The sequence below is a fragment of the Tianxiuia mixotrophica genome (assembly GCF_050596425.1).
GTDB lineage: Bacteria > Bacillota > Clostridia > Peptostreptococcales > Acidaminobacteraceae.
Window position 1 is genome coordinate 682,441 of sequence record NZ_CP192292.1, and the last position, 16,168, is coordinate 698,608.

Here is a 16,168-nt window from a genome sequence, read left to right on the forward strand (position 1 = left end):
GTCCAGATCTATGATATAATGACTAAAAACGGAGAGCTGAAGGAGCGTGGAGTCGTGAAGGAAAGAAGAAAGTTTAAGAGACTGCCAGTTGAAATTAAACTAACAATAGAATCCTTGTATCGTCAAAATAATGAATCTCTCGAGGAAATGAATGAATCCATTGTCGTGACAGATGTGTCAAAGACAGGCATTGGGTTTATGTCTTCAACAGAGCTACCGATGGATTATTATTTTAATGCAAGAATCGAAATTGATGAAGAACGCAAGTTCTTCGGCGTTATGAAAATAATTCGTAAGGCACAAGATGAAGATGGGTCCTACCATTTCGGATGTGAATTTGTTGGTATGGCAGACATACTAACAGGTTGTCTGGATGAGTATCAGGATGAGCTTGGATTATAATACCACAACGCCCTCAAGTTTAAGACTTGCAGGGCGTTTTTGATGTCGAAAATATTTGATACAGCCCATTCTCTTTATTCCATAAAGTATTTTTTTAAGTATCAGGCGCTGGCAAAATTACAGATCCGCAGCCTCGACATATCCTATATGGATATTTTCAATAAAAATATCATATAGGACATGTCGAGGCTTGTAGAATGATATTTTGCAAGTCGTTCAGTATAAACTGTTTAAGATGATAATGAAGGAGCGATTAGATGAAAGCCATATTTACATATGATTACGGCAGTGAAAAAATGGACTCAATACGAAAGCTCGGCTATGAAATTGATATTGTTCATGAATCTGAGATTGAAAACAACAGCCGTGTTAATGATGCGGAAATATTAGTTTGCTATAATCCCTTTGATAGAATTGACGTGAGTGAGATGGAAAAACTCAAGTGGATTCAACTTTCAAGCATTGGATTTGATCAACTGCCGGTTGAAGACGTTTTGGATCAAGAAATAATTGTGACCAATAACCAGGGTGGATATTCAAAGCCTATGGGAGAATGGATTGTCATGAATATACTTGAAATCCTCAAAAACAGAAAGAGCTTTTATGCCAAGCAAAAAGAAAGAGTCTGGAAACTGGATTCTGGAATTTTAGAGCTTGTTGATAAAAAAGTGGCCTTTCTAGGAACGGGAACCATTGCACAGGAGGCAGCGAAACGTCTACAAGGTTTTGAAGCCAATATTATTGGCTTTAACACGAGTGGCCATGACACAGACCACTTTGACGCGTGCTACAAAATAGACGATTTGGAAAATCACTTGCCCCAGCTTGATGTGGTTGTTGTTACCCTGCCACATACGGAAAAAACCCACCATTTCATGAATCAGTCACGTATGAACCTTATGCGAGATGACTCTATACTTATAAATGTGTCTAGAGGTCCCAATGTTGACGAGCAAGCCTTGATTGATGCCCTAAAACATGATAAGTTTTTAGGCGTTGCACTGGATGTTTATAGTTCAGAACCACTTTCGAAAGACAGCCCCCTATGGGATATTGATAGGGCCTATCTTTCGCCCCATAACTCATGGGTGTCAGAAATGAAAAACGAACGACGATTTAGAATGATCTACAAGAATATGCAGAATTATATAGAAGGAAGACCACTGGTCAACAGGGTCAATATTGCACGTGGATATTAGGGAGAATTACATGAAATTATTACTAGACACTCACATCCATACTTTAGCCAGTGGACATGCATACAGTACACTTGCAGAGTATGTGGAAATGGCTCGGGAAAAAGGCCTTGAACTTATAGCACAAACCGATCATGGTCCTGCTATGCCAGGCGGCCCCCATGCTTTTCATATAGGCAACCAACGTGTCTTGCCAGAAGAAATGAATGGCGTGCGTGTGTTAAAAGGCGCAGAAGTCAATATAATTGATTTTGATGGGCGTCTAGACCTCGAAGAGCGGTATATGAAAAATTTAGACTTTGTCCTTGCCAGCCTTCACGATGTGTGCCTTTATCCAGGCAACCGTGATGAAAACACAAGAGCCCTCATTGGGGCTATGGAAAACAAGTATGTGGATGCCATCGGGCACTCAGGAAATCCGGCATTTCCTATTCACATAGAGGCCTTTGTAAAAGCAGCCAAAGAAAATGATATTATGATAGAAATCAACAATTCTTCTTTTGGAAAGAGTCGTGTGGGCAGTCGAGAAAACTGTGAAGAGATTGCACTTATGGCAAAAAAGCATGGTGTGAAACTCATAGCGGGAAGCGATGCACATGTCAAGTATGACCTGGGACGTTTTGATTATGCTCTTGAAGTCTTTAAGCGCCTCGAAATTCCAGAAGAACTAATAATGAATACGTCGAAAGAGAAGCTTTTAAGTCATCTACGTCAAAATGGCAAGAAAGTCTAATGGTGAAATCATGAAAACACAACTGAGAAGTCTTGAACTCGATGACCTAAAAATATGGTTGTCAGAGCAAGGTGAAAAGCCCTTTCGGGCAAAACAGATATTTGAATGGGTGCAAAAAGGTATTACATCCTTTGACCAAATGACAAATATCTCAAAAGCCCTGCGATTGAAAATGGATGAGGCTTTTTTACTTGATAATGTAAACATCGTTAAGTATTTGGACTCCAAGGACAAAACAAGAAAATATCTCCTGTCTATGAATGACGGTGAGGTCATTGAAGCGGTTCTTATGCGCTACAAGCATGGAAACAGCATCTGTGTGTCCACCCAAGTGGGGTGTAAAATGGGCTGTACTTTTTGTGCATCCACTTTAGGGGGCATGACAAGGAATCTAGAAGCAGGAGAAATACTAGGCCAAATTATGACCATTCAAAATGATATTGGTGAAAGAATCAGCAATGTCGTATTAATGGGCAGCGGAGAGCCTCTTGATAATTATGATGAAGTCCTCAAGTTTTTAAGACTGGTCAACCATCCGCAAGGTTTAAATATTAGCATGCGACACATTACCCTGTCCACATGCGGCTTGGTAAAAGAAATAGATCGTTTGGCTGAAGAAAAACTTCAGATCACCCTAGCCATTTCACTGCATGCGGTAACGGATGAAAAAAGAAGCAGTCTCATGCCTATTAACAGAAAATATGACCTGGATACACTTTTAAAAGCCTGCCGAAATTATACGGATAAAACAGGAAGGCGTATTACCTTTGAATATGCTCTGATCGAAGGAGAAAATGACCATCAGGAGGAAGCACGTCAGTTGGCCAAGAAGCTACGTGGCATGCTATGTCATGTCAACCTCATTCCAATCAATCCTGTTGAGGAAAGAGGGTATAAGGCATCCTCTAATAAGAATATCACGAAGTTTCAAAAGATATTGAAGGATTCAGGCGTTGAAACAACCATCAGAAGAGAACTTGGGTCTGATATAAATGCGGCATGTGGCCAGTTAAGAGCCCAGCATTTAGAGGAAGAAAAATAAGTATAGATCCATATACCCGAATTAAGGTCTTAAATTATTGTAAAAGAGACGAAGACCGTTCTTCGATCGATCTAATATTAAGCCATTCATGTCCATAGTCAAATTCCATGACTCTGTCCACATGAATGGCTTTTAATTTTGTAAGCGCCTGTTTTATAAAAGTAACAAAAAAGTAACCAAATGCTTGTGATTTAATCTACATTTTACAAATGTTCAGAATCCATCCCCATAAATACCTAAACAGGTCCGAGTGTATCCTTTAAGGCAAACGTTTTATGTGTTGAAATCCGAATGTTCCTAGCAATAATTTTTTTAATGTTTTTGAAGGGATCATTGCGATTAACATAGAATTAATAATCAACAAGAAAGTTTTGAATAATCTGATAATAATGAGGTATATGTAACTCATAGATACTTTCTTTGTAGATGTAAGGAGGAGATTCATATGGTTAAAATCATTGCAGGAGAAAAAGGTACTGGAAAAACAAAGCGTATGATCCGCATGGCCAATGACGATGTGCAGTCGCTCAATGGTCATGTTGTGTTTATTGACGATGATAAGCGTCATATCTACGATTTAAACCACGATCTCAGATTTATGTGCATGGAAGAATTTCCAGTAAAAACACCTGAAGAATTTTTCGGTTTCTTGTGTGGCGTCATTTCCAATGACTATGATATTGAAAAGGTCTACATTGATGGCCTACTAAAAATTGCTGGCATTAATGAAAGAGACTTACCATCCTTTGTCCCTCGACTAGAAGAGCTGACAAAGCAGTATAACTTTAACGTCGTGTTCACGGTGAGCGGCGATAAGCAAACATTACCTAATGAAATAACTCCTTATTATATTGAATAGCAAAAACCACTTATTGAATCAAATTCATGAAGAAGGTGACAATGGCTGCAACGAATAGTTGCAGCCTTATTACTGTACATTTAAAATAAATGAATATTTTCAACTGCAGAAAAATATACCAACCTGTGTGGTGTGTATGATGTAGAGTTACCACATCAATCATACTGAGCAGACGTCTTGGCGAATTATAAATATAAAAAAAGAACAATTTTCTGGTCATGCCAGACGATTGTTCTTTTTTTAGTCCTATTGATTAAGACTTCAGCACATGAAATGTTTAGAATACTGTATACAAATAGATAACAAATTCTTAACAATGTGGATTTGTTCAAATAAAAGTTACAAATGATTGGTATAATTACTTTGGGAGAAAACCTTTTCCTAGATATTTTTTGATGTCTTCAGGGTCACTGAAATTATCTAGAAGCATTTCCTTGTCAGTTTCTTCGAAATAAACGAGGACTTCAGCTTTCCCTTCAAGAAAGGCTTTTTTGACGGTGGATTCTTTTACTTCACGAACCTTGGTTTTATGATGCTTTATTTTTTCAAAAGTTTTCGTGTAGTAGCTGCCGAAAAGGCTAATAACTTTTGTGTACTGATTCATGTGTTTACCTCCTATAAACATGGAACGCTTTTCAGAGTATGCGTTCATGAATGACTTTCATAGGATAGTATACCATGTTATCAGCCATATACTAAGCCCACAATGATTCGTTTTTGAAATTACATGTTTATGACGAGTCGGTGGGATTCATTGACAGCTCAATATGTCTACGGTAATATATTGACTTGTGTGAGTCTAATTGAAGAGATCGTACTGAAAGGGGATCGGTCATGGACAGTAGCAAGAAGATAATGGTTTGCGTCACTCAGCAGAAGTCATGCGAACGTCTTATAGAAAAAGGAATGAATCTTGTTCAGAGCGAGCAAGATGAACTCCACGTGATTCATGTTGTAAAAGAAAATTGGAAGTATTTTGGACAGCTTAGAGAATCAGATGCACTGGAATATCTATTTGATGTATCTAAGACCCACGGCGCCAGCTTAACAGTGAAAAAAGCCACAGATATTGTGGAAAGTCTAAGTGATTTCGCTGAAAAGAATTCTATCGACATGATTGTTATGGGTGAATCACTTGAGCCATCAGCTCAGCAGAATATGATCAAGCGACTTCAAAAGAAAACATCTAAAAAAATGAAGTTTAGCATAGTCCCAGTTGCGGACATACCCTCAAAAGTTGGATAGGGATGCCCCTGTCTAGTGAAAAATGCTTTTGTATATAAATTGCACTTGAGTCATTTGAATGCTATTTTACGAGTCGCTCAATTTAAGGTAATATACGAGGGTCAAAGTCAGATTTTGAATACTTAGAGTATAAATCCCGATGAGAAAATCATCGGGATTTTTTTAGGGTATACCAAGTAAAAATTTCTATAATATCCATATGGAGGTTGTGATGAATCAAAAAAATCGGCAGGATAGATCAGTGCTTGTTTTACTGCTTGTGGTGATCGTTCTAAGTGCTTTCATTTATAAAAATTACAGAGACAATTTGACCAGTTCAGAAGAAATAGGAGCCTATATTAGCAAAACAACCCGAACCGCCCTCCTTGTCACCTCACGAAATACGGTCTGGGAGTATAACGTGGACAATTCAGATTTACTCAATACGGTGGAGCAAAATCAAATTCTAGTGAGCGCCTATGACTCGATCATGTATTCTGGAAACGAGACATTTTCGAATGTTAACAAGTACGTTGAAGCAGTATGTATAGACTTAAAGGCACTGGAAAGAGCGATTAAAGAAGGCGATGACAAAAGTGTTTCCAGAGCGCAAATGCGTGTGGCTTATTCAATGAAACAGGTCAGGGCGTCAGCAGAAGCACTGGAAGAAGACATTGCATATCTTGATTTAGAAGATGAAGCCATAGACAGGGCATGGCATGAAGCCTTTCTATATGAAAAGGGCCCCATTGCAGAAATTCTCAAAAGGCATTTTCCTAAAATGCATGAAATGCAATAGAAGCATTTGAGTTTTTATAAAAGTCTAAAATGACAGAGAACTATGTGATCGAATAAGGGGGCGAAAATAGTATTCGTTCTCAGAATTTCATATTATTATTTTTATACAAAAATAATAATATGATGTTGTAAGTGAGTCCTAAAAGGGTAGACTTAAAAGGTGTAGTATAATCCTGGCTATAGGACTTGGAAAATGCCTGAGTGGAAAATTATTGTCTCTCTAGGGCTCATATTTCAATGATAAGTCACCTAGTATAGAATAAGTTCATATTTCGTCTAATAAAATTCAAATTATATGAAGGAATTTGGATGTTGGTATCGAATCTATACTAGCCGGGATAAAATCGTAATTTTCAAACAACTGAAGGAGGGTAACATGTCAAGGAAACTACTTTCTTTCATCCTAGTTCTTGCAATGGTCATGTCAATGAACGTTGTGACATTTGCAGATGAGGATGGAACAGAAATCACAATTGTACATACGAATGATACACATTCACGAATCGACGAAGGCAAATACGATGGTATGGGCTTCGCGAAAATCGCAACTAAGGTTGAGGAGCTTCGTGCACAGAACCCGAACCTATTGTTGCTAGATGCTGGGGACACGTTCCACGGCCAAACAATCGCTACACTTGTTGAAGGTGAATCGATTGTAACTATTATGAACGCTATGCAGTACGACGCTATGACAGCAGGTAACCATGATTTCAACTATGGTCAAGAAAGACTTCTTGAACTGGCTGAAATGGCTAACTTCCCTGTTATGGGCGGTAATGTTAAAAAAGATGGTGAGCCCCTTCTTGATGAATACATCATCAAAGAGATTGATGGCGTAAAAGTAGGTATCTTTGGCCTATCAACACCAGAAACAACTTACAAGACACATCCACTGAATGTTATTGGTCTGACATTTGAAGACCCTGCGATCCAGGCTCAAAAGATGGTAGACATGCTTGAAGGTCAAGTTGATGTTATCGTGGCTCTAGGTCACCTTGGCGTTGATGAATCTTCAACATACACATCGGAAGCAGTAATCAATTCTGTTGATGGCATCGACGTGTTCATTGACGGTCATAGCCATACAGCTCTTGAAGGCGGTAAAATGGTTGGCGATACACTTCTTGTTCAAACTGGCGAGTATGACAAGAATCTTGGTATTGTAAACCTTATGGTTAAAGACGGCATGGTAACAGCTGAAGCAAGCCTATTCTCAAAAGAAGCTGCTGCTGATGTGACTCCAAACGCAGCAATCGTTTCTGTTATTGACGAAGTGAAAGCAGAAAACGAAGTGATCACAAACGTCAAGGTTGCCTCTACATCTGTAACTCTTGATGGCGAACGTGGTCAAGTGCGTGCTGGTGAAACAAACCTTGGTAACATGATTGCTGACGCCATGATCGATGTAACGGGTGCAGACGTTGCCATTACAAATGGTGGTGGTATCCGTGCTTCAATCAACCCTGGTGATATCACTAAGGGCGATGTTATTACAGTTCTACCTTTTGGTAACTACGTAATGACAAAAGAAATCAAGGGTTCAGACATCCTTGCAGCGATTGAACATGGTATTGATTCTTATCCAGAAACAAAGGGTGCATTCCCTCACATCTCTGGTATGCGTGTTGAGTTTGATCCTAACCAACCAGCCGGTTCAAGAATCGTTAAAGTTATGGTTGGCGGCGAAATGCTAGATCCAAACGCTATGTACACACTAGCGACAAATGATTTTATGGCTTATGGTGGCGATGATTACGGTATGTTCGCTGACTATCCAATCCTTGGGGAATTTGATGGTCTAGATGAAGTCCTAATCGACTACATGGCTAAGGTTGATCCTGCAACTGTAAAGGTTGACGGTCGTATGATGGCTCACGAAATGAAGAAGGCAGAAGCTATGACGTACACAGTTATGGCAAATGATGTTCTTTGGAAGATTGCTGAGAAATACGACATGACTTATCAAGAGCTTGCGGAGTACAATAACTTAGATAACCCGAACATGATCTATGTGGGCCAGGAACTTATGGTGCCTGCTAAGTAATTATTGTACAAGATATAGTAAATGATCGAATTTATCCGGCAAAGTAAATTCGTAATGTTATGAAACCAGAATAGCTGTAATATTAGGGATAATTCCACTAATATTACAGCTATTTTTTCGTTTTTTGCTTTTATACAAACTTTAAATCATAACGATTAATAGGGTTAGGGGCTATATTGAGATTTTTAGACCTTATATGATTTTGCAAGTGGGAAAAACATAAGGGAAAAGGGCATGTCTTTTGGTGAGCGAATATGTCTTTTAGTGAAGAAATTAAAAAGAGTCATAAATAAAATACAATGAAGATGAAAGGTGGGTATGATATTATAGAAAGGGTCATTGCCATATGGGCAATGCGTAAAGAAAGGTTCAAAGGAGATTGGTTTGAGATACAATACGTATTCAGGGCATTTGAAAGAAAAGTACGGTGAAAAGGTGTATAAGATACCTGTCAATTTGCCCCTGACATGTCCAAATCGAGATGGTGAAGTTGCTTGTGGCGGATGCACATTTTGTGGTGATGTGGGAACGGGGTTTGAAGCCCAGTCCAGTGCACTTAACATCCAGGCGCAGATGCAAAACAATATAGATTATATTCAAAAAAGATATAAGGCCAAGAAGTATATTGCCTATTTTCAGAACTTCACAAACACTTATATGCCGCTGGATGTCTTTGAAAAGAGGCTGGAAGAAGCTTGTCTTGAAAATGTGGTGGAAATTAGCGTGTCTTCAAGACCTGACTGTATTCACGAAGCCTACCTGGACATTCTTGAAAAGATTCGAGATAAGCATAAGGTGAATATTTCTGTGGAGCTAGGCCTGCAGTCCATAAACCCTCTAACCCTCATGAAAATCAATAGGGGACACAATTTAGCAGAATGGATTGATGCCGTGCGCCGAATACAGGCAAGAGGCTTTGAAATCTGTACCCACCTTATTTTAAATTTGCCATGGGATGATGACCTTCATATAAATGAGGCGGCCCGGATTATGTCAGCTATGGGTGTACGCCATATTAAACTACATTCTCTTTATATTTTGAGAAATACGGAGATGGGTCGGCAGTATCAAGCAGGTGAAATTGAGATTATTGAGTTCGAAGACTACGTCAAGCGTGTGGTGGATTTCATTAGACACCTCCATCCTGATACGATTATACACAGGTTGGCAGGACGGGCGCCAAAGGAAGAAACTCTTTTTTGCAACTGGGATAAATCATGGTGGCTTATAAAAGAAGCCATTGAAAATAGAATGGAAGCCCTAGATGCTTATCAGGGGGATATGTGTGATTATTTAAACGGTAAAGCTGTGAAGAAATTTGTTCAGAGTTGATGGATGATATTGTATAATAGAGGTGAAGCCCGTGAGTATATTACTGATTTGGGATATTGATGGAACCCTTATTAATTGCAAGGGTGTTGGACGAAAGGCCATGAATGATGCCTTTTTAAAAATGTTTGGTATAAAGTCTGGCTTTGATGGTGTTTCCATGTCCGGTCGCCTTGATGAACGGATTGTTCGTGATGCCATGCGCATTCATGGCATAGACTTATCAAATTTAGATGACTTTTACAAAGCCTATGGTGAGGCTCTGGTTCATCAAATGGAGATTCATAAACCCTATGTCCACGAAGGTGTTCAGAGTATTTTAGAGGAAACCAGCTTGTCTGGGCAAGTTTTGAATGCTATTGGTACGGGAAACTGTCTAGTTGGCGCTCAAATGAAGCTTAAGTTCACTGGTCTTGACCACTATATGAAACTGGGTGGGTATGGCAGCGACCATGAAAAGCGTGACACCCTCATAAAGGATGTTATCAAACAGGCCCATCGTTTAAATGGAGTTGCCTTTGATAAGACCAAAATATTTGTCATTGGTGATACGCCTAGAGATATTATCGCGGGACAAAAAAACAAAGTGAAAACCATAGCACTTGAGACAGGTGGATACACAGCTTCTGATCTCGAAGCTTTTGATCCTGACTTTGTCTTACCATCGCTATTAGATAAAGAGGCATTTTATAGAGCAATTGAACTGTCTGTAAGCAGCACTTAGACATAGTAAACAAGTGGTTTAAACCATGTCTGAACAGGGGGAATTCAGTGTGAATCAAATTAGAGAGTGGAAGAAAGTACTTATACCATATGAACAAGCTGTGGACGAGCTTAAAATAAAGTTTAAAGCCATTAGAAAGCAGTATCGTGATGTAAGCGAGTATTCACCAATTGAATTTGTCACTGGCCGTGTAAAAAAAATATCGTCTATATTGGAAAAGTCTAAAAGACGTAATATTCCAGAGGACAATATCGAAGAACTTATGGAAGATATTGCAGGCATCCGTATTATGTGCCAGTTTAGAGATGACATATATAAGGTTGTGGACTTGATTCGTAAGCGTGATGGAAAAGACCTGAGAATTGTTTATGAGAAGGACTATATTTCCAATCCAAAGGGCAGTGGATATAAGAGCTACCATGTTATAATTCAATATCCTGTTCAAACGGCTCTTGGAGAACAGTCTGTGCTCGCAGAAATTCAGATCCGAACGCTGGCCATGAACTTCTGGGCGACTATTGAACATTCACTTAACTACAAATACAAAGATAACATTCCAGAGAATGTGAAAAATAGACTGAGAAAATCTGCTGAAGCGGCATCGAATTTAGACGAAGAAATGTGTGAGATTCGAAATGAAATCATCAATGCACAGCTTTTATTTGAAGAGAAATCAAATATAGTTTTCGACATTACCCACAATATTCAACTCCTTCATATTGCGGGACAACAGGATTTGGCCTACACATTCCAAGAAAGATTCGATACGATATGGGAGTCATCGTCGGTAAAGGATCTGGCAGCCCTACTTGCTGATATCAAGTCGGTTATGCCAAGGTATCAGATATTTACTGACACAGAAGAGAATGAACGAAAAAGAACGAGATAGTGCCTTTTTCGAGACATCTTAGAAATTAAAGACCATTAGGTAAGCAGGTGTAATATGGCATTATATGCAATTGGAGATTTACATTTAAGCTTTTCTTCAGACAAACCCATGGATGTGTTTGGAGAAAACTGGAATGATTATGAAAATAAAATTAAGGCCTACTGGGAAGCGAATATAAAAGAGACGGATACAGTGCTTATACCAGGGGATATATCATGGGCCATGCGTCTAAGTGATGCCCTGATTGATCTAGAATGGATACATAAACTGCCAGGACGTAAAATACTCCTTAGGGGCAACCACGACTACTGGTGGGCATCGCTAAAAAAGTTACAAGCCCTCTATGATGATATGGATTTTCTTCAGAATAATTTTTATGAATACAAGAGCGAGGAAGACACATTTGCCATATGTGGTACCCGTGGCTGGCTTTGTCCCAATCCCAATAAGTTTGATGAAAACGATCAAAAAATATATGAGCGGGAATTATTAAGATTGAAGCTGTCCCTTGATGCGGCTAAAAAAGCAGGTCATGAAAACTTTATTGTTATGACACATTATCCACCAACCAACGATATGAAAGAACGATCAGGATTTTTAGAAGTATATGAAGCATACGGTGTCAAAAAAGTTATTTACGGTCACCTCCATTCAGAGTATGCTTTTCAGACAGGGCTTCAAGGCGAACATGAGGGCGTTGTATACCAACTAACCTCCTGTGACTATTTGAACTTTCAGGCTCTTAAAATCATCGATTAGGCATATACGGTTCAAGCTGATTTGACGAGAAATTATCCGGTTTAGACATTGATCTAAACTGGATTTCTTTTTTTGTGCGAAGTTCGTTGTGTATACATGAATAAAATTAGGAAAACTTGTGTAAATATATAATAACCAGAGGTTGGAAGAAAAGGACGGAATCCTACTTATAGATCTAACCTTAGGAGAATTGACACAATACTCTAAAAGAAGGCGGTGATTTGATGATTCAAACTCCAAAATTCAAAGTCGGTGAATCGTTCACAGTTCAAAAGCATGTAACAGAAACAGATACGGCATTGAACTATGGAAGCGGGCAACTGGAAAATCTATTTGCGACTCCAAGTCTTATTGCAATGATGATCGAAGCAAGTGCAAGACTATTGGATCAGCAGCTGCCGGAAGGTTTCATCACTGTAGGTAAGTCCGTACACGCCGATCATGAAAAGCCAACAACCCTTGGTGAAACAGTGACGGTGAAGGTTACGATTGACGAAGCGACAGATACCATGGTGAAACTTTCAATGGAAGCCTTTGATGAAGTTGGACAGATTGGTACCGGTCAACATGTTCGTTATGTTGTCAACAAAAAGAGCTTGCTGGGAAAAGCCAACAAGCGTGAAGAAGCACTGGAAAACCATGACTTCTAAGTGTGAATAAGCATCAATTATTAGAGAGACTGTTATTACAACAGTCTCTCAGTTTGTAGAAAAACGCCAAAACACTGCATTGCTAGATAAAAACCGCTTAAATCATGTATTCAAATAGGTTCAATAATTGGATTTTATCTGCGCCATGTCTTTCTAAATTATCTGCAAGTTGCTGATCTGACGACTTTGTCGACAGCCAAAGAGACTGTTATCATAACAGTCTCTTAATTTGTGGAAAAATTTGAAGTTTGCCCTGTTAAGTCGTTTAGCTTATTAAGTCGTTTGCTTTGTTAAAGGGGCTGAACTCAATTCAATTTAACTTACTGGAAAATAAATTTTAAATTTAGTGCCTTGGCCGGGACTGCTTTCGATATCAATGGTACCTTGCAGCTGTGAGGTCACAAGAGAGTATATAATGTGGAGGCCAAGGCCCGTTCCACCATCGTGCCGTTTGGTTGTGAAATAGGGTTCGAACACATGGGGCAGATGATTTTCAGGTATGCCAACACCGTTATCTGTATAGTCAATAAAAAGAATATTCCCCTCCCGTTTCACGTCAATGGTGATTGAGCCGTTTTGCATATTTTCAAAACCATGTTTTAAAGAGTTGGTAATGAGGTTGGTGAGTATCTGTGATAATAGACCAGGGGTTGTCACCGCAAACAAGTGATCATCACAGTTGACTGTCACTGTATGAGATGTTCTCTTAAGCTTGGGCTTAAGGCTCATAACGACTTCATCAATATAACTTTTTAGTGCAATACGGCGCATTTCAAGAGTGGCCTGGTCCATGTTGAGAATGCGGAATGTCTCAATATTGGAAACGGCCTTTTGTAAATTGTTAAGAGTGATATTGTAAGCCTCATTGTAGTGAGACACATCTTGTTTTTTTGGATCAACTAGACCCTTGACCTCGCTGTCCATAAAGCTAAGGGATGTTATGGCGGTGCCAATAGGGGTGTTGAGTTCATGCATAAGGCCACCAACAAGCTCTCCAAGGGCAGCAAGGGTCTCGCGCCGAATGAGCTGGTCCTGAGTCTTCTTAAGTTCCTTCAAAGAATCACTGAGTTCCTCATTGGTATCCATAAGCTTGTCTTGGTAGAGATTGACCTCTTTCACAGATGCCTGAACAATCTTCCATGAACTGAGTATGGATATTGCAACCATGATTAAAATAAGTATAAAAGACATGGTAAGCAATCGATTGATTGGACGGTGTAAGTCAGTGAGGATGATGTTGTTTTCAACAAACCAAGGGGTTCCAATAATAGGTACAAGAGTAATGGCATATCCATTGTGTTCAAAATAAATGCCGTTTTCTGGTATTGTATTGAACTTTATTTGTGATATGCGCTCTTGCACATGTTGGTTTTCTATAGGGTCAAAACTAAAATTTAAAATGGTCTCATAGGATTCGGACAAACCAATGATCTTAAAGTGATCATCCTTGTCAAGTTTGCGCTTAACGAGCTGTTCAAGTTTTAAAGTCGGAAAATAAACGATGTTATATCCGAGATGCTTGTCATCGCCCGAAATGAGCTTTGTTGCAATTCTAAAGTAAGTTTTTTCATTTAGAACAATAGGAGCACTGATATACATGTCTTCATTCATGAGCTTTGCCGAAATGGATGGAAAATCAAGAGAAGGCTCTGTTGTCCCGTGGCGGGCCACCACTTGACCCTTCTGATCAATCCATATGGCACCTGATGCCTCGCGGGAAGCTTCTACGCCGTCTTTAAGTTTAGGATTAATGCGGTCAGTGGCCTCTTCTAATGAAATTTCATCACGAATAAAGCCTTGCAGAGCCGTGCGCATTTGAGTGCGACTGCCAAGCTGAAAGGCTACAGAATTGAGTTTATCGACATGTTCCTCAATAATAAGAGAGTATATTTCCCCATGATCAAAAAAATCCTCTTCAGAAGCCGCATAAAGGGTGCCCCGTAAGATAAACCAAAAGGTAACAATGGAAATCAAAGAAACTATGATTAAGGATATTATTATATTGGGGAGCAACTTGTTTAAAAAATTAATCTTTGACATAAACACCACCTCAAATGGTATGATATATGTGATACATACCCAATTAAAGGCGAATGTCATATAGATGGAGGAAAAAACTATGCATAATGAAAATAAAGTGTTTAATCCTAAGAATATGAACAAACTAGAACATCCAGATCGATACAAGGAATTGCCGCCCCAAGATATTCTCGATGCGGTAGGGCTCGAATCTGGGCAGGTTTTTGGTGACTTTGGGTGTGGTATTGGTTACTTCTCCATTCCTGCAGCCGAGCGTGTTGGAAAAGATGGGCATGTTATTGCCATGGATATTAGTCAGGAAATGCTTGATGGTTTGAAAGACCGCTTGGATGATGCTCATAAAAGCAGAATCACACTGACCAGGGATGGCATTGAGGGCGGTTGCCTCGATGTGGCTATGATTTCAACAGTTCTACATGAAGTGGATGACCCACAACTTTTTCTCATTGAAGCGTCTGCTTCATTAAGGCCAGGGGGTAAAATTGCCGTTCTTGAATGGATGAAAGAAAAAATGGAGCAAGGACCAAAATACGGTATTCGTATATCTGAGCAGGAAATGATTCAAATGCTGATTAAGGCAGGCTTCTATATGGAAAAAACAATCCATTTATCGGATCGCTTTTACCTTATAATAGCTGTTAAAGAATAGAATTGATTGGTGAATAAAAGGTATATATACTAGCACGTCAGATGCAGGCAAAATAGGAGGCAAAATGTTAAGCAATATTAAGGCGATTATCTTTGATTTGGACGGGACACTTGTGGATTCCATGTGGATTTGGAAGCAAGTGGATATTGACTACTTAGAAAAACATGGGCATCCCCTTCCAGATGACCTGCAAAAGGATATTGAAGGTATGAGCTTTACAGAAACAGCTCAGTATTTCAAAAATAGATTCAATATAGAAGACGATATAGATGACATAAAGGCTGAGTGGAATGCCATGGCCTTAGATCTTTATACTAATAAAATTGAGCTAAAACCATTTGTTCAGGAGATGCTCGAAGTTTTTAAGGCAAAGGGCCTTCCTATGGGGATTGGAACATCAAACTCTCCAGAACTGGCTGACGCTGTTATTAAGGCCAGGGGGATTGAAAGGTATATTCAGTCTGTGCGAACGTCTTGTCAGGTTGATAAGGGCAAACCAGCCCCTGATATATTTTTAAAGGTGGCTGAGGACCTAAATGTTAGGCCAGAACACTGTCTGGTTTTTGAAGACACCCACGCCGGTGTTAAGGCGGCAAAAAGCGCAGGCATGAAAGTGATTGCCATCTATGATGAACTTTCTGCAGAGTTTAGAAGTGAAATTGAGGCAGATGCTGACCACTATTTAGAGAGTTACAGTGCCCTTCTTGACCAATTGTCATAATACTGTAATGGCAACATTAAAATTTTTTTGATAGACTATGTATGGTGATAGAAGTACAAAGTCACCTAGAGATTTATTGAAAAGACAAATGGTCAAAAAGACTTATAAT

General features: G+C 39.2%; 17 protein-coding genes. 15 read left to right on the top strand and 2 right to left on the bottom strand.

The features are described 5' to 3' along the window. Window positions 1–18: 18 nt before the first annotated feature. The 5 genes from ACQ4KW_RS03105 (at window position 19) to ACQ4KW_RS03125 (ending at window position 4,232) form a co-directional block, all read left to right on the top strand. Window positions 19–402: a PilZ domain-containing protein gene (locus ACQ4KW_RS03105; protein WP_430885076.1), complete on the top strand. Its 384-nt coding sequence runs from the start codon at window positions 19–21 to the stop codon at window positions 400–402. A 257-nt stretch (window positions 403–659) separates the two neighbouring features. After that, window positions 660–1,601, top strand: a complete 942-nt coding sequence (locus ACQ4KW_RS03110) for a phosphoglycerate dehydrogenase (RefSeq protein ID WP_430885077.1) — start codon at window positions 660–662, stop codon at window positions 1,599–1,601. 10 nt (window positions 1,602–1,611) lie between these two features. Continuing rightward, window positions 1,612–2,331: a phosphatase gene (locus ACQ4KW_RS03115; RefSeq protein ID WP_430885078.1), complete on the top strand. Its 720-nt coding sequence runs from the start codon at window positions 1,612–1,614 to the stop codon at window positions 2,329–2,331. 10 nt (window positions 2,332–2,341) lie between these two features. Continuing rightward, a complete protein-coding gene (gene rlmN / locus ACQ4KW_RS03120; RefSeq protein WP_430886533.1) occupies window positions 2,342–3,373 on the top strand; it encodes a 23S rRNA (adenine(2503)-C(2))-methyltransferase RlmN in 1,032 nt (343 codons plus the stop codon). A 445-nt stretch (window positions 3,374–3,818) separates the two neighbouring features. Further along, entirely contained in the window at window positions 3,819–4,232 is a 414-nt protein-coding gene (locus ACQ4KW_RS03125; RefSeq protein ID WP_430885079.1) for a twitching motility protein PilT, read from the top strand. 358 nt (window positions 4,233–4,590) lie between these two features. Here the strand turns inward: ACQ4KW_RS03125 and ACQ4KW_RS03130 are convergent, their stop codons facing one another. After that, the gene (locus ACQ4KW_RS03130) at window positions 4,591–4,836 is read right to left on the bottom strand and encodes a hypothetical protein (protein ID WP_430885080.1); all 246 of its coding nucleotides are present in this window, start codon (window positions 4,834–4,836) and stop codon (window positions 4,591–4,593) included. Window positions 4,837–5,066: 230 nt separating this feature from the next. On the opposite strand from ACQ4KW_RS03130, the gene ACQ4KW_RS03135 reads away from it, so the two are divergent. The 8 genes from ACQ4KW_RS03135 to ACQ4KW_RS03170 all read left to right on the top strand — a co-directional run bounded on the left by ACQ4KW_RS03135 (window position 5,067) and on the right by ACQ4KW_RS03170 (window position 12,649). Further along, window positions 5,067–5,477 (top strand): universal stress protein, encoded by a 411-nt coding sequence (locus ACQ4KW_RS03135; RefSeq protein ID WP_430885081.1) that lies wholly within the window; start codon window positions 5,067–5,069, stop codon window positions 5,475–5,477. 211 nt (window positions 5,478–5,688) lie between these two features. Further along, window positions 5,689–6,255, top strand: coding sequence for a hypothetical protein (locus ACQ4KW_RS03140; protein ID WP_430885082.1), 567 nt, complete (start codon window positions 5,689–5,691; stop codon window positions 6,253–6,255). A gap of 375 nt (window positions 6,256–6,630) precedes the next feature. After that, window positions 6,631–8,298 carry a 5'-nucleotidase C-terminal domain-containing protein gene (locus tag ACQ4KW_RS03145; protein WP_430885083.1) on the top strand — a complete coding sequence of 556 codons (1,668 nt, stop codon included), beginning with the start codon at window positions 6,631–6,633 and terminating at the stop codon, window positions 8,296–8,298. Window positions 8,299–8,682: 384 nt separating this feature from the next. Continuing rightward, on the top strand, window positions 8,683–9,630 hold the full coding sequence (locus tag ACQ4KW_RS03150) for a TIGR01212 family radical SAM protein (protein WP_430885084.1): 948 nt from the start codon (window positions 8,683–8,685) through the stop codon (window positions 9,628–9,630). 31 nt (window positions 9,631–9,661) lie between these two features. Beyond that, complete coding sequence (locus tag ACQ4KW_RS03155) at window positions 9,662–10,351, top strand: HAD family hydrolase (RefSeq protein WP_430885085.1); 690 nt, start codon at window positions 9,662–9,664, stop codon at window positions 10,349–10,351. 49 nt (window positions 10,352–10,400) lie between these two features. Then, the gene (locus tag ACQ4KW_RS03160) at window positions 10,401–11,240 is read left to right on the top strand and encodes a GTP pyrophosphokinase (RefSeq protein WP_430885086.1); all 840 of its coding nucleotides are present in this window, start codon (window positions 10,401–10,403) and stop codon (window positions 11,238–11,240) included. A 54-nt stretch (window positions 11,241–11,294) separates the two neighbouring features. Then, window positions 11,295–11,999 carry a metallophosphoesterase gene (locus ACQ4KW_RS03165; protein ID WP_430885087.1) on the top strand — a complete coding sequence of 235 codons (705 nt, stop codon included), beginning with the start codon at window positions 11,295–11,297 and terminating at the stop codon, window positions 11,997–11,999. A 224-nt stretch (window positions 12,000–12,223) separates the two neighbouring features. Next, window positions 12,224–12,649, top strand: coding sequence for a thioesterase family protein (locus ACQ4KW_RS03170; protein ID WP_430885088.1), 426 nt, complete (start codon window positions 12,224–12,226; stop codon window positions 12,647–12,649). A gap of 315 nt (window positions 12,650–12,964) precedes the next feature. Here the strand turns inward: ACQ4KW_RS03170 and ACQ4KW_RS03175 are convergent, their stop codons facing one another. Continuing rightward, window positions 12,965–14,689 (bottom strand): sensor histidine kinase, encoded by a 1,725-nt coding sequence (locus ACQ4KW_RS03175; RefSeq protein ID WP_430885089.1) that lies wholly within the window; start codon window positions 14,687–14,689, stop codon window positions 12,965–12,967. Window positions 14,690–14,768: 79 nt separating this feature from the next. Here ACQ4KW_RS03175 and ACQ4KW_RS03180 point away from each other — a divergent pair, with 79 nt between their 5' ends. Then, window positions 14,769–15,338, top strand: a complete 570-nt coding sequence (locus ACQ4KW_RS03180; protein WP_430885090.1) for a class I SAM-dependent methyltransferase — start codon at window positions 14,769–14,771, stop codon at window positions 15,336–15,338. 64 nt (window positions 15,339–15,402) lie between these two features. Further along, complete coding sequence (locus tag ACQ4KW_RS03185; protein WP_430885091.1) at window positions 15,403–16,059, top strand: HAD family hydrolase; 657 nt, start codon at window positions 15,403–15,405, stop codon at window positions 16,057–16,059. Window positions 16,060–16,168 lie beyond the last annotated feature (109 nt).

Bases quoted from the DNA above. Each gene is read 5' to 3' on its own strand.
- ACQ4KW_RS03140 (WP_430885082.1), top strand. From the start codon at position 5,689: ATGAATCAAAAAAATCGGCAGGATAGATCAGTGCTTGTTTTACTGCTT.
- ACQ4KW_RS03130 (WP_430885080.1), bottom strand. From the start codon at position 4,836: ATGAATCAGTACACAAAAGTTATTAGCCTTTTCGGCAGCTACTACACG.
- ACQ4KW_RS03135 (WP_430885081.1), top strand. From the start codon at position 5,067: ATGGACAGTAGCAAGAAGATAATGGTTTGCGTCACTCAGCAGAAGTCA.
- ACQ4KW_RS03145 (WP_430885083.1), top strand. From the start codon at position 6,631: ATGTCAAGGAAACTACTTTCTTTCATCCTAGTTCTTGCAATGGTCATG.
- ACQ4KW_RS03105 (WP_430885076.1), top strand. From the start codon at position 19: ATGACTAAAAACGGAGAGCTGAAGGAGCGTGGAGTCGTGAAGGAAAGA.
- ACQ4KW_RS03180 (WP_430885090.1), top strand. From the start codon at position 14,769: ATGCATAATGAAAATAAAGTGTTTAATCCTAAGAATATGAACAAACTA.
- ACQ4KW_RS03125 (WP_430885079.1), top strand. From the start codon at position 3,819: ATGGTTAAAATCATTGCAGGAGAAAAAGGTACTGGAAAAACAAAGCGT.
- ACQ4KW_RS03175 (WP_430885089.1), bottom strand. From the start codon at position 14,689: ATGTCAAAGATTAATTTTTTAAACAAGTTGCTCCCCAATATAATAATA.
- ACQ4KW_RS03185 (WP_430885091.1), top strand. From the start codon at position 15,403: ATGTTAAGCAATATTAAGGCGATTATCTTTGATTTGGACGGGACACTT.
- ACQ4KW_RS03170 (WP_430885088.1), top strand. From the start codon at position 12,224: ATGATTCAAACTCCAAAATTCAAAGTCGGTGAATCGTTCACAGTTCAA.
- ACQ4KW_RS03115 (WP_430885078.1), top strand. From the start codon at position 1,612: ATGAAATTATTACTAGACACTCACATCCATACTTTAGCCAGTGGACAT.
- ACQ4KW_RS03165 (WP_430885087.1), top strand. From the start codon at position 11,295: ATGGCATTATATGCAATTGGAGATTTACATTTAAGCTTTTCTTCAGAC.
- ACQ4KW_RS03110 (WP_430885077.1), top strand. From the start codon at position 660: ATGAAAGCCATATTTACATATGATTACGGCAGTGAAAAAATGGACTCA.
- rlmN (WP_430886533.1), top strand. From the start codon at position 2,342: ATGAAAACACAACTGAGAAGTCTTGAACTCGATGACCTAAAAATATGG.